General features: G+C 69.1%; 19 protein-coding genes and 1 tRNA gene. 11 read left to right on the top strand and 9 right to left on the bottom strand.

Going from position 1 to position 16,893, the window contains the following annotated elements; translation table 11 throughout:
* Positions 1-55: 55 nt before the first annotated feature.
* Positions 56-277, bottom strand: a complete 222-nt coding sequence (locus tag KBZ12_RS10860) for a hypothetical protein (protein WP_254957979.1) — start codon at positions 275-277, stop codon at positions 56-58.
* A 353-nt stretch (positions 278-630) separates the two neighbouring features.
* Positions 631-1,077, bottom strand: coding sequence for a hypothetical protein (locus tag KBZ12_RS10855; protein ID WP_254957978.1), 447 nt, complete (start codon positions 1,075-1,077; stop codon positions 631-633).
* Between the two features lie 997 nt (positions 1,078-2,074).
* Between KBZ12_RS10855 and KBZ12_RS10850 the strand changes: the two genes are divergently transcribed.
* The 3 genes from KBZ12_RS10850 to KBZ12_RS10840 all read left to right on the top strand — a co-directional run bounded on the left by KBZ12_RS10850 (position 2,075) and on the right by KBZ12_RS10840 (position 3,134).
* Positions 2,075-2,236, top strand: a complete 162-nt coding sequence (locus tag KBZ12_RS10850; protein WP_254957977.1) for a PCP reductase family protein — start codon at positions 2,075-2,077, stop codon at positions 2,234-2,236.
* 44 nt (positions 2,237-2,280) lie between these two features.
* Positions 2,281-2,478 carry a hypothetical protein gene (locus KBZ12_RS10845; RefSeq protein ID WP_015109473.1) on the top strand — a complete coding sequence of 66 codons (198 nt, stop codon included), beginning with the start codon at positions 2,281-2,283 and terminating at the stop codon, positions 2,476-2,478.
* Positions 2,479-2,795: 317 nt separating this feature from the next.
* Positions 2,796-3,134: a DUF565 domain-containing protein gene (locus tag KBZ12_RS10840; protein WP_254957976.1), complete on the top strand. Its 339-nt coding sequence runs from the start codon at positions 2,796-2,798 to the stop codon at positions 3,132-3,134.
* Between the two features lie 8 nt (positions 3,135-3,142).
* Here the strand turns inward: KBZ12_RS10840 and KBZ12_RS10835 are convergent, their stop codons facing one another.
* Positions 3,143-4,153 carry an aspartate carbamoyltransferase catalytic subunit gene (locus KBZ12_RS10835; RefSeq protein ID WP_254957975.1) on the bottom strand — a complete coding sequence of 337 codons (1,011 nt, stop codon included), beginning with the start codon at positions 4,151-4,153 and terminating at the stop codon, positions 3,143-3,145.
* A complete protein-coding gene (locus KBZ12_RS10830; RefSeq protein ID WP_254957974.1) occupies positions 4,150-4,818 on the bottom strand; it encodes a DNA-3-methyladenine glycosylase in 669 nt (222 codons plus the stop codon). The genes KBZ12_RS10835 and KBZ12_RS10830 overlap by 4 nt, the downstream gene beginning before the upstream one ends.
* A 129-nt stretch (positions 4,819-4,947) precedes the next feature.
* Between KBZ12_RS10830 and KBZ12_RS10825 the strand changes: the two genes are divergently transcribed.
* Positions 4,948-5,085 (top strand): hypothetical protein, encoded by a 138-nt coding sequence (locus KBZ12_RS10825; RefSeq protein ID WP_015109478.1) that lies wholly within the window; start codon positions 4,948-4,950, stop codon positions 5,083-5,085.
* A 43-nt stretch (positions 5,086-5,128) separates the two neighbouring features.
* Here KBZ12_RS10825 and KBZ12_RS10820 read toward each other — a convergent pair whose 3' ends face one another.
* Positions 5,129-5,425, bottom strand: coding sequence for a DUF6679 family protein (locus tag KBZ12_RS10820; protein ID WP_254992719.1), 297 nt, complete (start codon positions 5,423-5,425; stop codon positions 5,129-5,131).
* A 58-nt stretch (positions 5,426-5,483) separates the two neighbouring features.
* On the opposite strand from KBZ12_RS10820, the gene KBZ12_RS10815 reads away from it, so the two are divergent.
* A complete protein-coding gene (locus KBZ12_RS10815) occupies positions 5,484-6,314 on the top strand; it encodes a creatininase family protein (RefSeq protein ID WP_254957973.1) in 831 nt (276 codons plus the stop codon).
* 27 nt (positions 6,315-6,341) lie between these two features.
* Positions 6,342-6,635, top strand: coding sequence for an Asp-tRNA(Asn)/Glu-tRNA(Gln) amidotransferase subunit GatC (gene gatC, locus KBZ12_RS10810; RefSeq protein ID WP_254957972.1), 294 nt, complete (start codon positions 6,342-6,344; stop codon positions 6,633-6,635).
* A 9-nt stretch (positions 6,636-6,644) separates the two neighbouring features.
* Here the strand turns inward: gatC and crtR are convergent, their stop codons facing one another.
* From crtR to KBZ12_RS10795, 3 genes are all read right to left on the bottom strand, one after another.
* Positions 6,645-7,664: a beta-carotene hydroxylase gene (gene crtR / locus KBZ12_RS10805; protein WP_254957971.1), complete on the bottom strand. Its 1,020-nt coding sequence runs from the start codon at positions 7,662-7,664 to the stop codon at positions 6,645-6,647.
* Positions 7,665-7,749: 85 nt separating this feature from the next.
* Positions 7,750-9,318 (bottom strand): alpha/beta hydrolase, encoded by a 1,569-nt coding sequence (locus KBZ12_RS10800; protein ID WP_254957970.1) that lies wholly within the window; start codon positions 9,316-9,318, stop codon positions 7,750-7,752.
* Between the two features lie 79 nt (positions 9,319-9,397).
* Positions 9,398-9,479: transfer RNA gene (locus KBZ12_RS10795), tRNA-Leu, on the bottom strand.
* A gap of 91 nt (positions 9,480-9,570) precedes the next feature.
* Here KBZ12_RS10795 and KBZ12_RS10790 point away from each other — a divergent pair.
* From KBZ12_RS10790 to KBZ12_RS18690, 3 genes are all read left to right on the top strand, one after another.
* A complete protein-coding gene (locus tag KBZ12_RS10790) occupies positions 9,571-10,191 on the top strand; it encodes a Ycf66 family protein (RefSeq protein WP_254957969.1) in 621 nt (206 codons plus the stop codon).
* A gap of 25 nt (positions 10,192-10,216) precedes the next feature.
* Positions 10,217-13,144 (top strand): isoleucine--tRNA ligase, encoded by a 2,928-nt coding sequence (gene ileS / locus KBZ12_RS10785; RefSeq protein WP_254957968.1) that lies wholly within the window; start codon positions 10,217-10,219, stop codon positions 13,142-13,144.
* Positions 13,145-13,539: 395 nt separating this feature from the next.
* Positions 13,540-14,124, top strand: a complete 585-nt coding sequence (locus KBZ12_RS18690; RefSeq protein ID WP_396101067.1) for a hypothetical protein — start codon at positions 13,540-13,542, stop codon at positions 14,122-14,124.
* Here the strand turns inward: KBZ12_RS18690 and KBZ12_RS10775 are convergent.
* A complete protein-coding gene (locus KBZ12_RS10775) occupies positions 14,042-14,800 on the bottom strand; it encodes a hypothetical protein (RefSeq protein ID WP_254957965.1) in 759 nt (252 codons plus the stop codon). The genes KBZ12_RS18690 and KBZ12_RS10775 overlap by 83 nt on opposite strands.
* Between KBZ12_RS10775 and KBZ12_RS10770 the strand changes: the two genes are divergently transcribed.
* Complete coding sequence (locus KBZ12_RS10770) at positions 14,784-14,924, top strand: hypothetical protein (RefSeq protein WP_254957963.1); 141 nt, start codon at positions 14,784-14,786, stop codon at positions 14,922-14,924. The genes KBZ12_RS10775 and KBZ12_RS10770 overlap by 17 nt on opposite strands.
* Positions 14,924-16,879, top strand: a complete 1,956-nt coding sequence (locus tag KBZ12_RS10765; RefSeq protein ID WP_254957962.1) for an ABC transporter ATP-binding protein/permease — start codon at positions 14,924-14,926, stop codon at positions 16,877-16,879. The genes KBZ12_RS10770 and KBZ12_RS10765 overlap by 1 nt, the downstream gene beginning before the upstream one ends.
* The last annotated feature ends 14 nt before the right edge of the window (positions 16,880-16,893 follow it).

Genomic DNA, 16,893 nt, shown 5'->3' with positions numbered 1-16,893 from the left:
GGTGATCGATGGGAGGGGCACCGGCCAGCTGGGCCAGCCGGCATCCCTCAGCGGGTCAGATCAGCCCCCAGCCGGTGCTGTGGCGCCCCTCAACCCGGTCGATCACCAGGCGCACCCGGTGGTGGCCCTGGTCGATTCCCCAGGTGGTGGTGGGGCCGTCGTGGTCAGACCAGCGGCCACGGCCCAGGGAGGCGGTGGCGTGGTCGAGGTGCAGGGCCAGCTGGTGGCCGAACAGCACCGGCAGGGAGAAGCCGGTGGAGGTGATGGTGCAGGTCATGAACGGAGATGCGATGGAACAGGCAGCAGCCCCAGGCGGGCGGCGGTGCAGGTTGCAGTGCTGGTGGGCGATGCGCCCGGCGTCCGATGCGGCCGGGGTGCTGTTGCCTGACCGCACCATAACGCCGGGCTCCGTTACGGAGGGGAGAGTTGTAACAAACTGAAACAATCGTCTCCTCTGCTGCTGATTCAGCCGCCCCGATGTTGCCCCTGTGCCGATGCAGCAGGGCGGACACCATGGGCAACGGCCACCCCCGACATGGGGGGAAGTCGCGCCTCGCGCTGCTGGGGATCCCTGCACGAAACCGGGACCCCTAAATCACCTGATGTGTCCTGCAGCAGTTCCGAGGTCACTCACTCAAGAGCAGCGTCGGCAAACAGAATCTTTCCCTCAATTATGAGGTAGCACAACATCTGGACCTTGGTGAAGGAGCAGTAACCCCCTTCGTCAGTTGGAAGCCTTCGGTAGGTTTTCTTGCCACGAGGGACGAAGATCGTGCCAGAAATGGCATAGTCGCCATCTTGATCAGGAGCTTCGTTGTTGTCGACGAAGAAAGTGGTAGTGCCTTCTTCGGATGTGTAATGGACGTTGATTGTCCTGTCAGTATTCGAGACCTCCAGATTCGTGCAAGGGAGCGTTGCGATGATCTTGGGAGTCCGCTCTTCTGCCAAGGTCACCGAACACCGAACGAAGTCGACCCGCACAGGCGCCTCAGGCTTGTTGCCGGTCCGCACCTGGCCATGGGTGGGCGCAGCGATGAGAATGGCGGACGAGACGGCCAGCAGTGCGGCGAGCTTCATGGTGCTGGTGGTGGCCCGTCTGCTGCAGTGGTGCGACAGGCCTCACGATCACCCTGCCAGCGGGTTCCCCTTTCCGCTGCTCGCCAGGGACTGAACTTTGCCGATGGGCGCCATGGAGTGGCTGGCCCCCTCAAGGAGGCTGGTCCCGATCCTGAGGCCACCTGCTGCGCCGCTGGGCCCTGCGCGGCCATGGTGGGCGGGGGCGGCATCAGGAGGGAGGGCAGCGGCACGAACGGCGCCACTGGTTCCAGGTAGGGCTACTGCCAACGGCACTCCCCCAGCTGTGCGTATTCGCCGACTTGAGAGAAATTCCCTGGAGTGGTCGGTTTGACAATGCGAATCCTGCTTATTTTCCGAGGGTATTTATCTTGGAAGTGCCCCACAGAGCCGTTGCCCCACAGAAATTCAACCTGGCAGATTCGGATTCCCATCGCATCTGAAACCCTCGCGAACCCCTCTCTACAGCTGTAGGAATCTGGCCAAGCATTCTTGTACTCCCGGCAGCTCCCGAGACTGGTGAAGGTGATTCGGCTGTCAAACGGCCAGCCCTCCGGGTTGGCGTTGAGCCACTGCTGGAAGCTGGCCGGGGTGAACCTGAAGGGGGCGGCCCAGCCAACAGCCGGGGCCAGGAGGGCGAGGGCCACGGCGGCGTGGGCCAGGGATCGCTGCATGGCTGGAGGGCTGTCGTGGGGCTCCTGGGAGACCCCTAGGGGCTCATGGCGCCGCCAGCATCACCCGCTTCCAGCGACGGTGTCGGTGGGGACCCACACCGTGACGGAATGTGGAGAACATGACCGGCCGATGGGTGCAGGCTTGGGTGCAGCAGTGGGTGCAGAACCCCAGGAACACCCAAAACCCAGCCTAGTGATAGCAACGAGTCTCAGCGATTCTCGCCCCTATCCCTCGTTTCCCCTATTCTCCATCCACCATTCTGGCCGGTGGCGGCGATTGGACAGCCAGCCGCCAGAGCCAGCACCACACCCCCATTTCCGCAGCGATGAACTGGAGCAGCGACGCGGAAACCAGCCTCAGGGAGATTCCCTTTGTGGTGCGGCCGATCATTCGCCGGAGGATCGAATCCATGGCCCGCGAAGCCGGCCTGGATGGTGTGGATCTGGCCTTCTACGAGCAGGCCAAGGAGCGCTTCGGACGGAAGTGAAACGGCGATGGGGTAAAAGAGGGGGTTGATCAGGGGCCCGTTCGATGTCGCAGTCCAAACGAGAACAGGTTGTCAGTCATCTGCGCTACATCCGCCAGGAGCTGCGTGAGATGCACCAGGGCGTGATGGAAGATGGCCTGCTGCCCGAGGCCGGCGAGGTCCGGGGTGTGATGGCCCAGATGGAGGCGCTGCTGGAACTGCTGGAGGGCAAGGGCTCCCGCAAGAAGGACGGGGACGGCTGAGTCACGACGTCTGAGACCGACCACCGCAGGCGTCAAGCCCCTGCAGGGACGCTCCGGTCAGCGGCCGCCCCCCCTTGCCCAAGCCTGAATAGCTTGGTTTGCTGGTGTCGTCCCCATCACCTGGCCCGGGCTTTGGCTTCGGGCTTTTTTATTGGTATCCCCTATCGGTGGGGGGAAAGTGCTGTCAAGACGCCAGAGATGGTGTAGACAAGAGGTCGCAGGGTTTGGGCCGGGTGATGGGGATCACCGCCAGTGGCTTTCCACCCTCGGGTGTTGAGCCCCCTGCTCCCTTTCCTAACAACGGCAGGTTTCCACCGTTGCCTCCCCGCTTCCAACAGACCCGATTCCAGCAGCGCATCACCCAGTCGGGCAACCTGCTCGAAGCGTGGGCGCAGAATCCATGGCGCCGGCTCTCCCTGCTGCTCCTTGTTCTGCTGAGCACCTTCGTGGTCGGCGGCAGCATCGGCTCGATCACCGGCGCCCTGTCCCTGTTTGATCCGCTCGGGGCCCTGGTCTGTGTGCTGGGCATCGAGCTGGCGGCCCGTGTGCGGGGCAGGCTGCTGGCCCAGCCGCTGAAGCTGCGGCTGCAGGTGCTCGACATGGCCCGCATGGGGCTGCTCTACGGCCTGCTGCTGGATGGCTTCAAGCTGCTCTGAGGTGTGCCTCAGGTGGCGGCGAGCAGATAGAGCAGGGCCATGCGGATCGGGATGCCGTTGCGGACCTGCTCCTCCACCAGGCAGCGTCCGGCATCATCGAGCAGCTCGCCGGCGATCTCCACCCCCCGGTTCACCGGGCCTGGGTGCAGCACCGGCACCCCATCACCGCAGAGGGCCAGGCGCCTGTGGCTGAGGCCGTAGTGGCGGTGATAGGTGTCCAGGCTGGTGAGCAGGTGCTGCTGCATCCGCTCCTTCTGCAGGCGCAGGGTCATCACCGCATCGGCCCCGGGCAGGGCCTCCTCCAGCCGGCGCTCCACCTGCACCCGGCCCCGGGCGGCCACCGGATCGGCGGCCTGCCCCGGCGGCGGCGCCAGGACGAAATCGGCGAAGCAGTCGGGCAGCAACGTTGGCGGACCGCAGAGCACCACATCGGCGCCGCAGGCGGTGAGGGCCCAGAGGTTGGAGCGGGCCACCCGGGAATGGAGCACGTCGCCGACGATGACGATGCGCCGGCCCCGCAGGCTCTCGGGGGTGGGGGCCTCGGGGGCGAAGTGGCGCGCCAGGGTGAACAGGTCGAGCAGGCCCTGGCTGGGGTGGCTGTGCAGGCCATCACCGGCGTTGAGCACGGACACCCGCTCGCCACAGCGATCCAGGTCGCGGGCCAGGCTGTGGGGCACACCGGTGCAGCTGTGGCGCACCACCAGGATGTCGGCCCCCATCGCCACGTAGGTGCGGGCGGTGTCCAGCAGGCTTTCCCCCTTGCTGAGGGAACTCGAGGAGGGGGAAAAGCTCTGCACCTCGGCCGACAGCCGCTTGGCCGCCAGCTCGAAGCTCGTGCGGGTGCGGGTGCTGGGCTCGAAGAACAGGCTGGTCATCAGCCGGCCCTGCAGGGCGGGCAACCGGCGCGCACCGGCCACGGGCAGGGCCCGGAAGCGCTGGGCCAGTTCGAGAACGGTGGCGAAGTCTGCGACCGTGAAGGACGCCAGGTCGAGCACGTGGCGGTGACTCCAGCCGCTCAAGGCGTCCTGCTCCCGTCGAACGCCCCAACCGTAGAGGCCAGAAGGGCGGCGAGACCATCCTGGCGGGGCGTCCGATCGCCGCGGGCCCGCCGGCTGACGCTGCGGCTGGCGCGCAGGTACCAGCGCCAGGGCAGCTCCTGCCCCTGGGAGATGCCGATGCGCCGGGTCTGCAGCAGCCCCGCCGGTGGTCGCTCCAGCAGCGCCGCCACCGCGGCCGGCCGGGGCGCCAGCCAGAGGCCAGAGGCCGGAGAGGCCAGCGTGCCGTCGTGGCTGCGGTCGAGGCCGAAGCGGCGGGCCAGCAGGCCCGGCCCGGCGGCCGTCCGCTCCGGCTCCCCCGGCAGGGCGGCCGCCCGCAGCAGCACGCCATTGGCCCAGTCGGGCCGGCCGGTGACGATGTTGACGCAGTGATACACGCCGTAGGTGAGAGACACGTAGAAGCGGCCGGGCTCGCCGAAGAGCGTCTCGTTGCTCGGGCTGCGGCGGCGGTGGCCATGGCAGGCCGGCTCCGATTGGCAGTAGGCCTCGGTCTCGACGATCACACCCGCCAGCAGCGCCCCATCGGCCTGGCGCTTCAGCAGCAGGCAGCCGAGCAGCTCCGGGGCCACCACCTCGGCGGGACGGGCGAAAAATCGCAGGGGGAGGGGGGTGTCCTCTCGGGCGTTCACGGGCGGCGGCGCTGGGACATGGTGCGGGGAAGCGAACCGGGGGGACCCTGGGGGGACCACTGCGCTGTGGCGGGGCCACACTGGCGGTAGTCCTGAACCGTCAGGCTTCCGCCGATCACCGCCTCCTGCATGGAAACCGCCAGCTTCAACCTCGGCACCGTCCTGCTGGCCGTCAGCGGCCTGTTCGTGCTCACCACCCTCTTTTTCGGCACCAAGGGCGGCTACTACGACACCGACGACTACGACGGCAACGGCACCGCCCACTGAGCCGGGTTGATGGAGTCTGCGCCCGCAGGCTGGCGGCCGCGCCTCAGGAACTCCCGAGCCGCTCCGCCTCGGGGCAGTCGCCGGTGGTGGGCAGGTCGTCGGCAGCGGCGGAGAGGCTCACCGAGGCCAGCCGGGTGCTGACGGCCCCGATTGAGGCGAGGCGCACGCTCTCCTCCCAGCTGTGGCGCTCGTCGCCGTCTTCCTCGTCGAAGCGGAGGGTGACCAGATCGCCCTCGATCTCCGTCACCAGGGCCCTCTCAATCCAGCGCTGCTGGTCGAGCAAGTAGACCCAGACCGGCCGCTGCTCCAGGCGAAATCGGTCGAGCTTGCGATGCAGCATCGTGACGCCGCGGATGGGGTCGATCCTAGGCAGCATGGCGCTGGCCGCCATGTTCACCATGACCCGATCGATCCCCAGCACCGTCCCTGGCCCCAGCACGGTGCCGGGCCCGGTGGCCGGCACCGAGGAGATCCGGCTGCAGCTGCGCAGCTGGCCCGAGGTGGAGGAGTACCTGAGCCGCTGCCGCGGGGTGATCGTGCCGCTGGGCTCCACCGAGCAGCACGGACCCACCGGCGCCATCGGCACCGACGCCCTCACCGCCGAAGCGGTGGCCCTGGAGGTGGGACGGCGCACGGGCGTGCTGGTGACGCCCGCCCAGGCCTTCGGCATGGCCGAGCACCATCTGGGCTTCGCCGGCACCATCAGCCTGCAGCCCTCCACCCTGCTGGCCGTGCTCCACGACGTGGTGCTCTCCTTGGCGCGCCACGGCTTCGAGCGCATCTACGTCATCAACGGCCACGGCGGCAACATCGCCACGGCCCGGGCCGCCTTCGCCCAGGCCTACGGCACCGCCGCGGCCCGGGGCCTGCCGGGGGCCGAGCGGCTGCGCTGCCGTCTGGCCAACTGGTTCACCGCCGGCCCGGTGATGCGGGAAGCCCGCGACCGCTACGGCGACCGGGAGGGGCACCATGCGACCCCCAGCGAGATCGCCCTCACCCTGCACCTGGAGCCGAGCCTCAGCGCCAAGCAGCGGCCCCTGCCCGAGGCGGCGCCGGCCGGGCCGATCCATGGCCCCGAGGACTTCCGCCGCCGCCATCCCGATGGCCGCATGGGCTCCGACCCCTACCTGGCCAGGGCCGACGACGGCGCCCGCTTCCTGGAGCTGGCGGCCGCGGCCCTGGCCGAGGATCTGGCCGCCTTCCTGGGGCCGGAAGGGGAGGCCGGTTAGGTTCGGGGTCGGTTGGATGGACGGACGATGAGCCGGATCTCGGAAGAGGACGTGCGCAAGGTGGCCCAGCTGGCCCGCCTGGCCCTGCCGGAAGAGCGCATCGCCACCTACACCGGCCAGCTCGAGCGGATCCTCGACTACGTCGCCCATCTGGAGCAGGTGGACACCGAAGGGGTGCCCCCCACCACCCGGGCGGTGGAGGTGGTCAACGTGACCCGCCCCGACGCGGTGGACCCCACGCCTGTGCGGGAGGAACTGCTCTCCCTGGCCCCCCAGCGCGAGGGGGATTTCTTCCGCGTGCCCCGGATCCTTGGCGACTGAGGCCTGGCCTCAGCGCACCGGTGAGACGGCGGTGCGGTGCAACAGCTCCAGCACCCGCCGACGGGCATGGCGGGTGGGCATCAGCCGGACGATGGGCCGCAGGCGGCTGCGACGCTTCTTGTGGGAGCGCACGCCAAGGAAGATGTCGTAAAGGAAGTTGAGGCTGTCGGTGCGGCTCTCGAACAATCCCAGCCGCTGGGGTGAACCCTTGGCATCCAGAATCGGCTTGGTGGCGTGATACGCCGGCTGGTATTCAAACCATGGGATCGACGGCCAGAGGTGGTGAATCAGGTGATAGTTCTGGCCCATGATCAGCCAGTTCATCAGCCTGCTGGGGTACACCCGGGCGTTGTGCCAGCGGTTGCGGGACTGGAACGGCCGGTGGGGCAGATAGTCGAAGAACAGGCCCAGGGTGACCCCCACCATCAGGGCCGGGGCGAACCAGCAGTTGAACACGAACGGCAGGAAGTTGTGCTGGGCCGCCGCCACCACAATCAGCACGAAGACGGTGCGGGCCAGCACCCACTCGAACAGCTCGTTGTGGCGCCAGAGGCGATGCCGGAAGAAGAAGACTTCGTGATAGAAAAATCGCGGCGCGATCAACCACAGGGGCCCGAAGGTGCTGACGATGTGGTCGGGATCGAGCTTGGGATCGTTGACGTGGGCGTGGTGTTGCAGGTGCACCCGCGTGAACACCGGGAAGCTGAAGCCCAGCAGCAGGGCGGCGCCATGGCCCATCACCGCGTTCCAGAAGCGGTGGGGATGGGCGGCGTTGTGGCAGGCGTCGTGGATCACGGTGCCCTCCAGGTGCAGGGCCAGGAAGCCCAGGGCCAGCAGGGGCGGCAGGGGCCAGCCACCCACGAACCAGCCCCAGATCGTCAGGGCCGCCAGGCCATAGCCGGCCAGAAACAGGCCCACCGTGGGGTTCCAGGCGGCAGGAGGATCCAGGAACTCCCTTGGAACGCTCAGCCTCGGCACGGCCGTGGTGGTGGCCACGGGGGAAGACGCGGGTGCCAGCGTGTCTGTCATGGCCTGGGCCAGGTCCGGATCCCCGAGGGAGGACCCAGATTACGGAAGACGGCCCGTCGGTGCGACAGGGGCCGGGCCGGGGCCGTCACGGTTGGTTGGGGCCGGTCGGCAGGGGGAAACCGATCGGCAGGGTGGGCAGGTTGGCGGTGACATCCACCAGGGGGAACTCCGTGTCGCCCCAGCCATCGGGGGGCAGAAACGACGGGGCGCTCGGTCCGGGGGCCGCGGCGGCGGCGGCGGCAAAGGCGCCGTCGGTCCAGGCCAGCAGCAGTCCCCGCAGGGCACCGCCCCCCTGCTCATAGGAGGAGCGCAGGTTGAAGTGGTCGCCGTCTTTGGCCAGCACCAGCCGGTGGCCGCCGCCTGCGTTGCGGGCTTCCAGGGCCATGGGCGTCAGAGCCTCGGGCCCCGAGGGCACCACCCAGTCGCGACTGCCGCTCACCAGCAGCACCCGGGCGCCCATGGCTCGGGCCGAGCCCTGGTCGAACAGCAGCGACATCGGCGGGCTGACCGCCACCACCGCCTTGACGCGGGGGTCGGCCAGGCCGGCCTGGTCGGCGGAGGTGAGGAAGCTGCACTGCAGCACCCAGCTGATGTTGCGGGCGGGGTTGGTGACGTCCTTGCAGAAGCGGTTGAGCAGGCCCGCACTGGGTCGGGCTCCTGCCAGCTGCAACACCGTGGTGGCGCCATAGGACTGGCCCATCGCCACGACGTTGTCGGTGCGCAGGCCCGCCGGCAACGCCAGGCTGCCCGCCGCGGCCGCATTGATGACCGCGCCCATGTCCATGGGCCGCAGCTTCAGGTCCTCCGGCTTGGGGGGCGGCGTCTCGCCGGAGAGCATGGCCTGCTGCTGCGATTTGTCGCTGCCGGGGTGGCGGGGCAGCAGCACGGTGTAGCCATGGCTGGCCAGGTGCCGGCCCCAGCCCTCGAAGCTCTCCGGGTCGTCCCAGAGGCCATGGGAGATCAGCACCAGACGGCCGTTGGCGCCCGTTTCCGGCTGGATCGTGACCACCTGCAGGGGGTTGGGGCGGTGCGTGACGGGGATCGCCAACTCCTGGCGCTTCACGGCCCGTGACCCCGTCTGGCTGAGGGCCGGGTTGATGGCGGCCGGAGACTGGGACGTCACCAGGGACTGGCCCAGGCGTTGCTGGTTGGTGATCCGATCGATGGCGAGGATCACCCGCTGCAGATCGACCGACGCGCTCTTGCCGGGCATGGCTTCGAGCACCTCCAGCAGGTTCAGGCTGCCCTTGGCCTGAGTGGTGGCCAGGGTGGCAGCCAGCTGCTTGGTGTCCATCGGCTGGCGAACCCCCTCCACCAGCACCACCGACGAGAGCAGCAGCAGCACCTGGCTGACCAGGGGGGAGCCCACCGACTGCTCGGCAATGGCCTTCACCGGCAGGGGGAGAGGGGACTGGAAGGCCTGCACCAGCTTGCGGCCGATCGCCCCATCCATGGCCCGGTCGAGTTCGGCGAGATCGCTGTCACCAGACAGGAGACTGCGCTGGTCGCGCAGCTCACTGAGCTGAATCGTAAACGGCATCTCGAGCAACGGAAGGCTGAGCTGGATCTGCTCCAGCGCCTGGCCGGGAGCCCCCGCCAGCAGCGACCCAGCTCCCAGGAGCAGCGCCGTGAGCTGGCGGAGAGGGCTCTTCATGCTTCGGTTCCAGATGGTGGGCAGCGTAGGTGTGCCGCCCAGGCGACACCCCTGGGCTGGCCTGGATCACGGGGAGGAATGCCCACCGGGGGACTTGAACCCCCACGACCTGAGCCACTGGAACCTAAATCCAGCGCGTCTACCAATTCCGCCAGGTGGGCGCTGAGCGACTCTAAGTGGGTTCGCCGGCGCCATCCGGACGAAGCCGCCCCGTCGTCACCGCCCAGAATGGGGCCAGACGTCGCCCCGGCCATGCTTGCCACCCTCGGAGGCTCCCTGGCCCTGCTGTTGGGGCTGCTGCTGTTGCTGCTGCCGCTGCTGGCCTCTGAACTGAGTCGGGCCCGGGACTCGGTCTGGGGGGCGGTGGTGCTGCTGCTGGGCCTGGTGCTGGTCACCAGCGCCGACCGGCTCACGGGCGCGCCGATGCTGGCGGTGCTCTGCGGCGGTCTGCTGATCGGCCGGCTGGGGGTGGAAGTGGGCCAGGGCCGCTGGCGCCTGCTGACGGAGGAGGAACGCCAGCGGCTGTGGTCGAAGGAGCGCTGGCAGACCAGCCTGAGCCAGATCGGCGCCTCCCTCGGCCGCCTGCTGCAACTGGCCAGCGGCGTGGTGGGCGGGCTGGGGTCGTGGCTGGTGGAACGGCGCGCGGCGCGGCCCGCCAGCACGAAGAAGTGGGTGCGGCCCGAGGCCGAGGCGACCACAGCCGAGGCAGCCGAGGCAACCGCAGCCGTGGCCGATGTGGTCGTGCCGGAAGCGGATCCCCCCGTGGTCAGCAGCTTCGGGGAGATCGACGCCCTGCTGGAGCAGGCGGTGCCGGAAGCCGCGCCCGAGCCGGCGGCGCCGGAGCCGGGGGAGGGTCTCGGCGAGGCGGGATAATCCAGCCTTCTCGCGCCCCGGCGACGTGACGGCAAGCCCGGCGTCCTACAAGGACACGCTCAACCTGCTGCAGACGCCCTTCGCCATGCGGGCGAACGCCAGGGTGCGGGAGCCGGAACTGCAGGCGTTCTGGAAGGCGCACGATCTCTATGGGCGGCTGAGCCGCGGCAACCCGGGCGAACCCTTCACCCTCCACGACGGACCGCCCTACGCCAACGGCGCCCTGCACGTGGGCCACGCCCTCAACAAGATCCTCAAGGACATCATCAACAAGCACGCCCTGCTGCAGGGGCGGCGGGCCCGGTTCGTGCCGGGGTGGGATTGCCACGGCCTGCCGATCGAACTGAAGGTGCTGCAGGGCCTGGGCAGCGAGGAGCGGCGGCAGCTCACCCCCATCGACCTGCGGCGCCGGGCCCACGCCTACGCCCTCGAGCAGGTGGAGGGCCAGATGGGCGGCTTCCGGCGCTGGGGCATCTGGGCCGACTGGGACGCGCCCTACCTCACGCTTCAGAAGCCTTACGAGGCCGCGCAGATCGGGGTTTTTGGCCGCATGGTGCTGGCCGGCCACATCTACCGGGGCCTCAAGCCGGTGCACTGGAGCCCCAGCTCCCGCACCGCCCTGGCCGAGGCCGAACTGGAGTACCCCGACGGCCACACCTCCCCCAGCGTCTACGTGGCCTTCCCGGTGGTGGAACTGCCGGAACCGGTGGCCGGGCTGCTGGCGGCCGCGGGCATCGCCGGCCCCACCGATGCGGCCCACCGGGAGCAGCTGTTCGTCGCCATCTGGACCACCACCCCCTGGACCCTGCCGGCCAACCTGGCGGTGTCGGTGAATGGCCAGCTCGATTACGCCATCTGCCGCGACGGCACCACCAACGGCGGCACCCCCCGCTACCTGGTGGTGGCCGCCCAGCTGGTGGAGCAGCTGCGCACCAGCCTGATGCGCCCGCTCGAACCCCTGCTCACCCTCAAGGGGGCCCAGCTGGAGGGGATCCTGTACCGCCATCCGCTGCTGGATCGCACCAGCCCCGTGGTGATCGGCGGCGACTACATCACCACCGAAACCGGCACCGGCCTGGTGCACACGGCCCCGGGCCACGGCGTCGACGACTTCCACACCGGCAACAAGTACGGCCTGCCGGTGCTCTGTCCGGTGGACGAGGCCGGCACCCTCACCGCCGAGGCGGGCCCCTTCGCGGGGCTCAACGTGCTCAAGGACGCCAATCCGGCGATCATCACCGCCCTGCGGGACGCCGGCCTGCTGCTGGCGGAGCAGCGCTACGAGCACCGCTACCCCTACGACTGGCGCACCAAGAAACCGACCATCTTCCGGGCCACCGAACAGTGGTTCGCCTCCGTCGACGGCTTCCGCGCCCAGGCCCTGGAGGCGATCGCGGCGGTGGAGTGGCTGCCGGCCAGCGGCCGCAACCGCATCGAGGCCATGGTGCGGGACCGGGGCGACTGGTGCATCTCCCGCCAGCGTTCCTGGGGGGTGCCGATCCCGGTCTTCTATCACCGCGAAACCGGCGAGGTGCTGCTCAACGCCGACACCCTGGCCCACGCCGAAGCGTTGATCGCCGAGCACGGCGCCGATGTCTGGTGGGAGCGGGACGAGGCGGGCCTGCTGCCGCCGGCCTGGGCCGACCAGGCCGACCAGTGGCGCAAGGGCACCGACACCATGGATGTCTGGTTCGACTCGGGCTCCTCCTGGGCCGCCGTGCTGGAGGGCCGGGGGCTGGGCTATCCCGCCGATCTGTATCTAGAGGGCTCCGACCAGCACCGCGGCTGGTTCCAGAGCAGCCTGCTCACCTCGGTGGCGGTGAACGGAAAGGCCCCCTACCGCCGGGTGCTCACCCACGGCTTCACCCTCGATGAGAAGGGCCGCAAGATGAGCAAGTCGCTGGGCAACGTGGTGGATCCCGTTGTTTTGGTGGAGGGCGGCAAGAACGAGAAGCAGGAGCCGCCCTACGGCGCTGACGTGCTGCGGCTGTGGGTGAGCTCGGTGGATTACTCCGCCGACGTTCCCCTGGGGCCTGGGATCGTGAAACAGCTGGCGGACGTGTACCGCAAGGTGCGCAACACGGCCCGCTACCTGCTGGGCAACCTGCACGATTTCGTGCCCGCCGAGCATGCCGTGCCGATCGCGGATCTCCCCCTGCTGGATCGCTGGATGCTGCAGCGCACCGCCAGCCTGATCGAGGAGGTGAGCGCCGATTTCGAGCGCTTCGAGTTCTACCGCTTCTTCCAGGCCCTGCAGAACTTCTGCGTGGTGGATCTCTCCAACGTCTACCTCGACATCGCCAAGGATCGCCTCTATGTGAATGCGGCCAGCGACTTCCGGCGCCGCAGCAACCAGACCGTGCTGCACCTGGTGGTGGAGCGGCTGGCGGGGCTGATCGCGCCGGTGCTGTGCCACATGGCCGAGGACATCTGGCAGAACCTGCCCTATCCGGTGGCCGAGGCCTCGGTGTTCGAGCGGGGCTGGCCCACGGTGGCGGCGGCCTGGGCGGCGCCGGAGCTGGTGGCGCCGATGCAGCGGATCCTGGAGCTGCGCGCCCAGGTGAACCGGGTACTGGAGGGCTGCCGGGCACGGGGGGAACTGGGCGCCTCCCTCGAGGCCCAGGTGCAGCTGGAGCTGGCGTCGGAGGCGGGCCCCCTGCAGGAGGCCCTGGCCCTGGTGGCCACCAGCCCCCACCCCGAGGTCGACAACCTGGCCGACTGGCTGCTGGTGTCAGCCCTGCGCCTCGGCGGCCCGCCGCTGGAAGCCCCGTTGGCGGAACTCGAGGAGGAGGGCGTTGGGGTGCGGATCGCCCGGGCGGCGGGCCGCAAGTGCGAGCGCTGCTGGCACCACGAGGACGACATCGGTGAGCACGCCAGCCATCCCAGCCTGTGCGGGCGCTGCGTGGGGGTGCTGGAGCGCCAGGGGGTGGGTGCAGTTCCTCCAGGCCGCTGATCTGGCCCTTGAGCCAGGAGATCAGGCTCTGGAGGGAGCCAACGATTCGAGAGGCTGGAGCATGGAAAAACAGATACTCTTGACCAATCATCCATCCGCGCCTGACGAATCCCGCGTCCGGTTCCGCGCCGCCTTGATGCATGGCCAAACTTTCCTGGCAAGACTTACTGAACGCACCTGCCTTTTTGATCAATCTCGATCGCCGGCCGGAGCGATTGGAGAGCAGCCGCAGGCAACTGGAATCGGCCGGATTCACGGACGTGCGTCGCTGGTCGGCCTTTGACGGTGCGACGGGAAACGTCAGGGAGAGTCTGCAACGTTTCGGCATCGATCAACTGACGGATCGCGAACACTTTCTGAACCAGCACGGCGCCTAGGGCAGCGCCGTTTCGCGACTGAATCTGCTCCAGCACATCATCGACCAGGGCTATTCCCAGACCTGCATCTTCGAGGATGACATCCGCTTCTCCCGCTGGTGGCACCAGCGGGCTCCGGCGTTCCTGAGCCGAACGCCCCGCAGCTGCGACCTGCTCTTCCTGGGCTCCCAGATTCAGTACGACGTCCTGCCCCGCCTGCATCCGGCCAGACGGCTGAATCGCTCCCGAACCCTCACACGCCTGAGCCAGACCATCTGGCCCTGGCCGTCCCATCGGCTGGGCGATGTGGTGCAGGGGCCGCTTTATTGCACCCATGCCTTCATCATCACGCGCAAGGGCTGCCAGGAGTTGCTGAAGTTTCTGACCACCCAGAGTGGGGGCCTCTATATCCCGGATTGCATGATTCACGACGCCATGGCCGGGCGATCCCATGTCTCGGCGTTCCCGCTGCGCTGGTATGCCTGGAACGGCCATCGCCTCCCCGCCCTTATGGAGGAACGCGGCAGCAATCCCCACTGGATCAAGCGGAACTGCGGCCTGGTTTACCAGGAGGAAAGCTTCGGCACGGACATTCAACCGCGCCCGGAGCCAGCGCCGGCCTGAGGGCGCCCTGGACAGGCTTGGGCCGTTCGCCGAAGGGGGGAACCAGGCGGGCTCCGAGGCTGAAGGCCCCCGCCAGCAGACCGGCCAGGGCGATCGCCACGCTCCACAGCTGGACCGGCCGCAGGGCCCCGAGCAGGTCGGCGATGGACAGCTCGGCCGGATTGAGGGCCTGGGGCCCACGCGGCACTCGGGCCAGCACCTTCTCCTTCCAGTCGGCGAGCACGCCGTTGAATTCGTTGGAGCCCAATGCCGCCTCGGCCAGGGGAAGGATCTGCACGTACCAGTCGTAACCCGGCTCCAGCAATCCCTCTGCTTTCAGTCCGTCTTCGACGATAACAAGCAGCGGCAAGTGCTTGGTGTAGGCCATCGCCGCTTCGATGTGGTTCCACGGTGTCGGCAGCCGTGTGTCCGCCAGATTCCCCTGACGCGGACCGCCGCGCTTTTCGACGCCGGCAGGGAAAAAGCTGCGCTCCAGGGCAATCACAACGATCCCGGAACACTTGTCCATCAGCTCGGTGATGGCCTTCAGCGGTGCATCGGCGCTGAAGGTGTTGCGGCCGACGGTTTTAGGAATCAGGGACTCACTGCGCAAGCGATCCTCGATCGATCGCACGAAGGATTCCTGCTCCGCTGTGGCGGTGGCACCCACACTCACGAAGATGAGTTTCTCCTCCATCGCACGCCACAACGCTCTGATCAGAGCCCAACGATGCCCCCTCCGGCGCAGCTTCGCCAACGTCGGCAACATGGACATCTTCGACATGGTGAGCTCGGTGTTTGACCGCCAGCTGGGGCGCTGATGGCCCCCACCCTGAACGCGGGCTTCGCCCATCTGCCGGGCGCCTTCCGCTCCCTCGCCGCCGACGTGCTGCTGCCCCCCGCTTCGGAGGGTGCCCATGGTCGCCGGCCGCTGCTGCGGGGCGCCACCCTGCTGGCGGCCTCGGCGGCCCTGGCCCTGGGGGGGGCGGTGCTGCTGACCGGCAGCGCCTGCCAGTTGCTCACCGCTCTGCTGGGCCCGACCCGGCTGGATCAGGCCTTCCCCTACCTGCGCGACGCCCTGCACAACTACGAAATCCAGCACCAGGGGACGATCGCCCTGGCGGTGGCCGGGGTTGCCCTGGCGGCCTGGCTGGCGCTGGCGCAAGGAATGGCCGCCGGCCTGCGCCGCCGCTGGCTGGCCCTGACGCTGCTGCTGGCCCTGCTGGTGCTGGCCACGGCGGTGGACGTGGCCTTCACCGAGGGCAACGGGGCGGTGATGGAGGCGCTCAACGTGCGCAGCGCCCCCCGCTTCTGGGGCACGGCCGTCGGCCTGATCGCCATCTACCTGGTCACCCTGCCGGTGCAGTTCCTCAACACCTACGGCCAGGAGCGCTTCTCGCTGGCCTGGCGGGATCGCACCACCAACGTCCTGTCGGAGGCCTACCTGACGGGCCACGCCTACCTGCGGCTGGAGGCCAGCGGTGCGATCGACAACCCCGACCAGCGCATCGCCGACGACGTGCAGCGGGCGGTGGTGAGCTCCACCAGCCTGTTCTTCGGGTTCTGCGCCTCGCTGCTGGCGCTGGCGGCCTACGTGCTGGTGTTGTTCGGCATCAGCGGCACGCTGGTGCTCACGCTGGTGATCGCCACTGTTGCGGGCAACGCGGTGATCCTGCGGCTGGTGCGTCGGCTGGCCTCGCTCACCTTCCGCCAGCAGGCCCTGGAGGCCGATTTCCGCTTCGCCCTGATGCACCTGCGCCGCCACGCCGAGAGCATCGCCTTCCTGCGGGGGGAACCCTGGGAGCGCAACGGCCTGGGGCGCCGCTTCGGGAAGGTGCTGGTGAACCTGGAGCGGGTGATCCGGTGGCGGGCGTTCGTGGGCCAGGGCAGCGGCCTCTACGGCTTCCTGATGCAGTTCGTGCCCTATCTGGTGCTGTCCGGGGCCTACTTCAGCGGCCGGGTATCGCTGGGACAGCTGACGGTGGCCAGCATCGCCTTCAGCCAGGTGCAGGCGGCGCTGTCGTTCCTTGTCGATCGGGCCGACGACTTCTCCGGCCTGTTCGCCAGCCTGCACCGCATCGGCGAACTGCGCACCGCCACCGGCGCCCGCCCCGCCGGCACCCCGGCCACCCCCGTGGGCCCGGCGCTGCAACTGCAGGGGCTCACCGTGGCCAACCCGGGGGGCGACGGCCTGCTGGTGCGCGACCTGGATCTGCAGCTGGGCGCCGGGGAGCGGCTGCTGATCAGCGGGCCCAGCGGCTGCGGCAAGACCTCCCTGCTGCGGGTGCTCTGCGGCCTGGTGCCCGCCGCCGGCGGGCGGATGGTGGCCCCGGGGGCAGCGGAGTGGCTGGTGCTGCCCCAGAAGCCCTACCTGGCCCTGGGCAGCCTGCGCGACCAGTTGCTGTACACCCTGCCGCCGGGGGCGGGAGCCGTCGGGGACGAGGAGCTGCGGCGGGCCCTGATCCAGGCCCGCCTGGAGCCGCTGCTGCGCCGCTACCCCGATCTGGAGGCCGAAACCGACTGGGAGCAGGTGCTCTCCGGCGGCGAGCAGCAACGGCTGGGCTTCGCCAGGTTGCTGCTGCGGCGGCCGGCCTTCGTGATGCTGGATGAGGCCACCAGCGCCCTGGATCTGGCCACCGAAGCCCATCTCTACGGGCTGCTGCGCCAGGCCCGGATGGCGGTGATCAGCGTGGGGCACCGGCCCAGCCTGACGGCCTTCCACGAGCGGGTGCTGCGGCTCGACGGCCGGGGCGGCTGGAGCCTGGAGGCCTGCTGAGGGCGTCCTGATCC

The organism is Cyanobium sp. Cruz CV13-4-11, from assembly GCF_024346055.1.
GTDB lineage: Bacteria > Cyanobacteriota > Cyanobacteriia > PCC-6307 > Cyanobiaceae > Cyanobium.
This window is presented reverse-complemented; position numbering and strand designations above follow the sequence as displayed.

Bases quoted from the DNA above. Each gene is read 5' to 3' on its own strand.
- KBZ12_RS10860 (WP_254957979.1), bottom strand. From the start codon at position 277: ATGACCTGCACCATCACCTCCACCGGCTTCTCCCTGCCGGTGCTGTTC.
- KBZ12_RS10855 (WP_254957978.1), bottom strand. From the start codon at position 1,077: ATGAAGCTCGCCGCACTGCTGGCCGTCTCGTCCGCCATTCTCATCGCT.
- KBZ12_RS10850 (WP_254957977.1), top strand. From the start codon at position 2,075: ATGAACTGGAGCAGCGACGCGGAAACCAGCCTCAGGGAGATTCCCTTT.
- KBZ12_RS10845 (WP_015109473.1), top strand. From the start codon at position 2,281: ATGTCGCAGTCCAAACGAGAACAGGTTGTCAGTCATCTGCGCTACATC.
- KBZ12_RS10825 (WP_015109478.1), top strand. From the start codon at position 4,948: ATGGAAACCGCCAGCTTCAACCTCGGCACCGTCCTGCTGGCCGTCAGC.
- KBZ12_RS10820 (WP_254992719.1), bottom strand. From the start codon at position 5,425: ATGCTGCATCGCAAGCTCGACCGATTTCGCCTGGAGCAGCGGCCGGTC.
- KBZ12_RS10815 (WP_254957973.1), top strand. From the start codon at position 5,484: ATGACCCGATCGATCCCCAGCACCGTCCCTGGCCCCAGCACGGTGCCG.
- gatC (WP_254957972.1), top strand. From the start codon at position 6,342: ATGAGCCGGATCTCGGAAGAGGACGTGCGCAAGGTGGCCCAGCTGGCC.
- crtR (WP_254957971.1), bottom strand. From the start codon at position 7,664: ATGACAGACACGCTGGCACCCGCGTCTTCCCCCGTGGCCACCACCACG.
- KBZ12_RS10800 (WP_254957970.1), bottom strand. From the start codon at position 9,318: ATGAAGAGCCCTCTCCGCCAGCTCACGGCGCTGCTCCTGGGAGCTGGG.
- KBZ12_RS10790 (WP_254957969.1), top strand. From the start codon at position 9,571: ATGCTTGCCACCCTCGGAGGCTCCCTGGCCCTGCTGTTGGGGCTGCTG.
- KBZ12_RS10770 (WP_254957963.1), top strand. From the start codon at position 14,784: ATGAGTTTCTCCTCCATCGCACGCCACAACGCTCTGATCAGAGCCCAA.
- KBZ12_RS10775 (WP_254957965.1), bottom strand. From the start codon at position 14,800: ATGGAGGAGAAACTCATCTTCGTGAGTGTGGGTGCCACCGCCACAGCG.
- KBZ12_RS10765 (WP_254957962.1), top strand. From the start codon at position 14,924: ATGGCCCCCACCCTGAACGCGGGCTTCGCCCATCTGCCGGGCGCCTTC.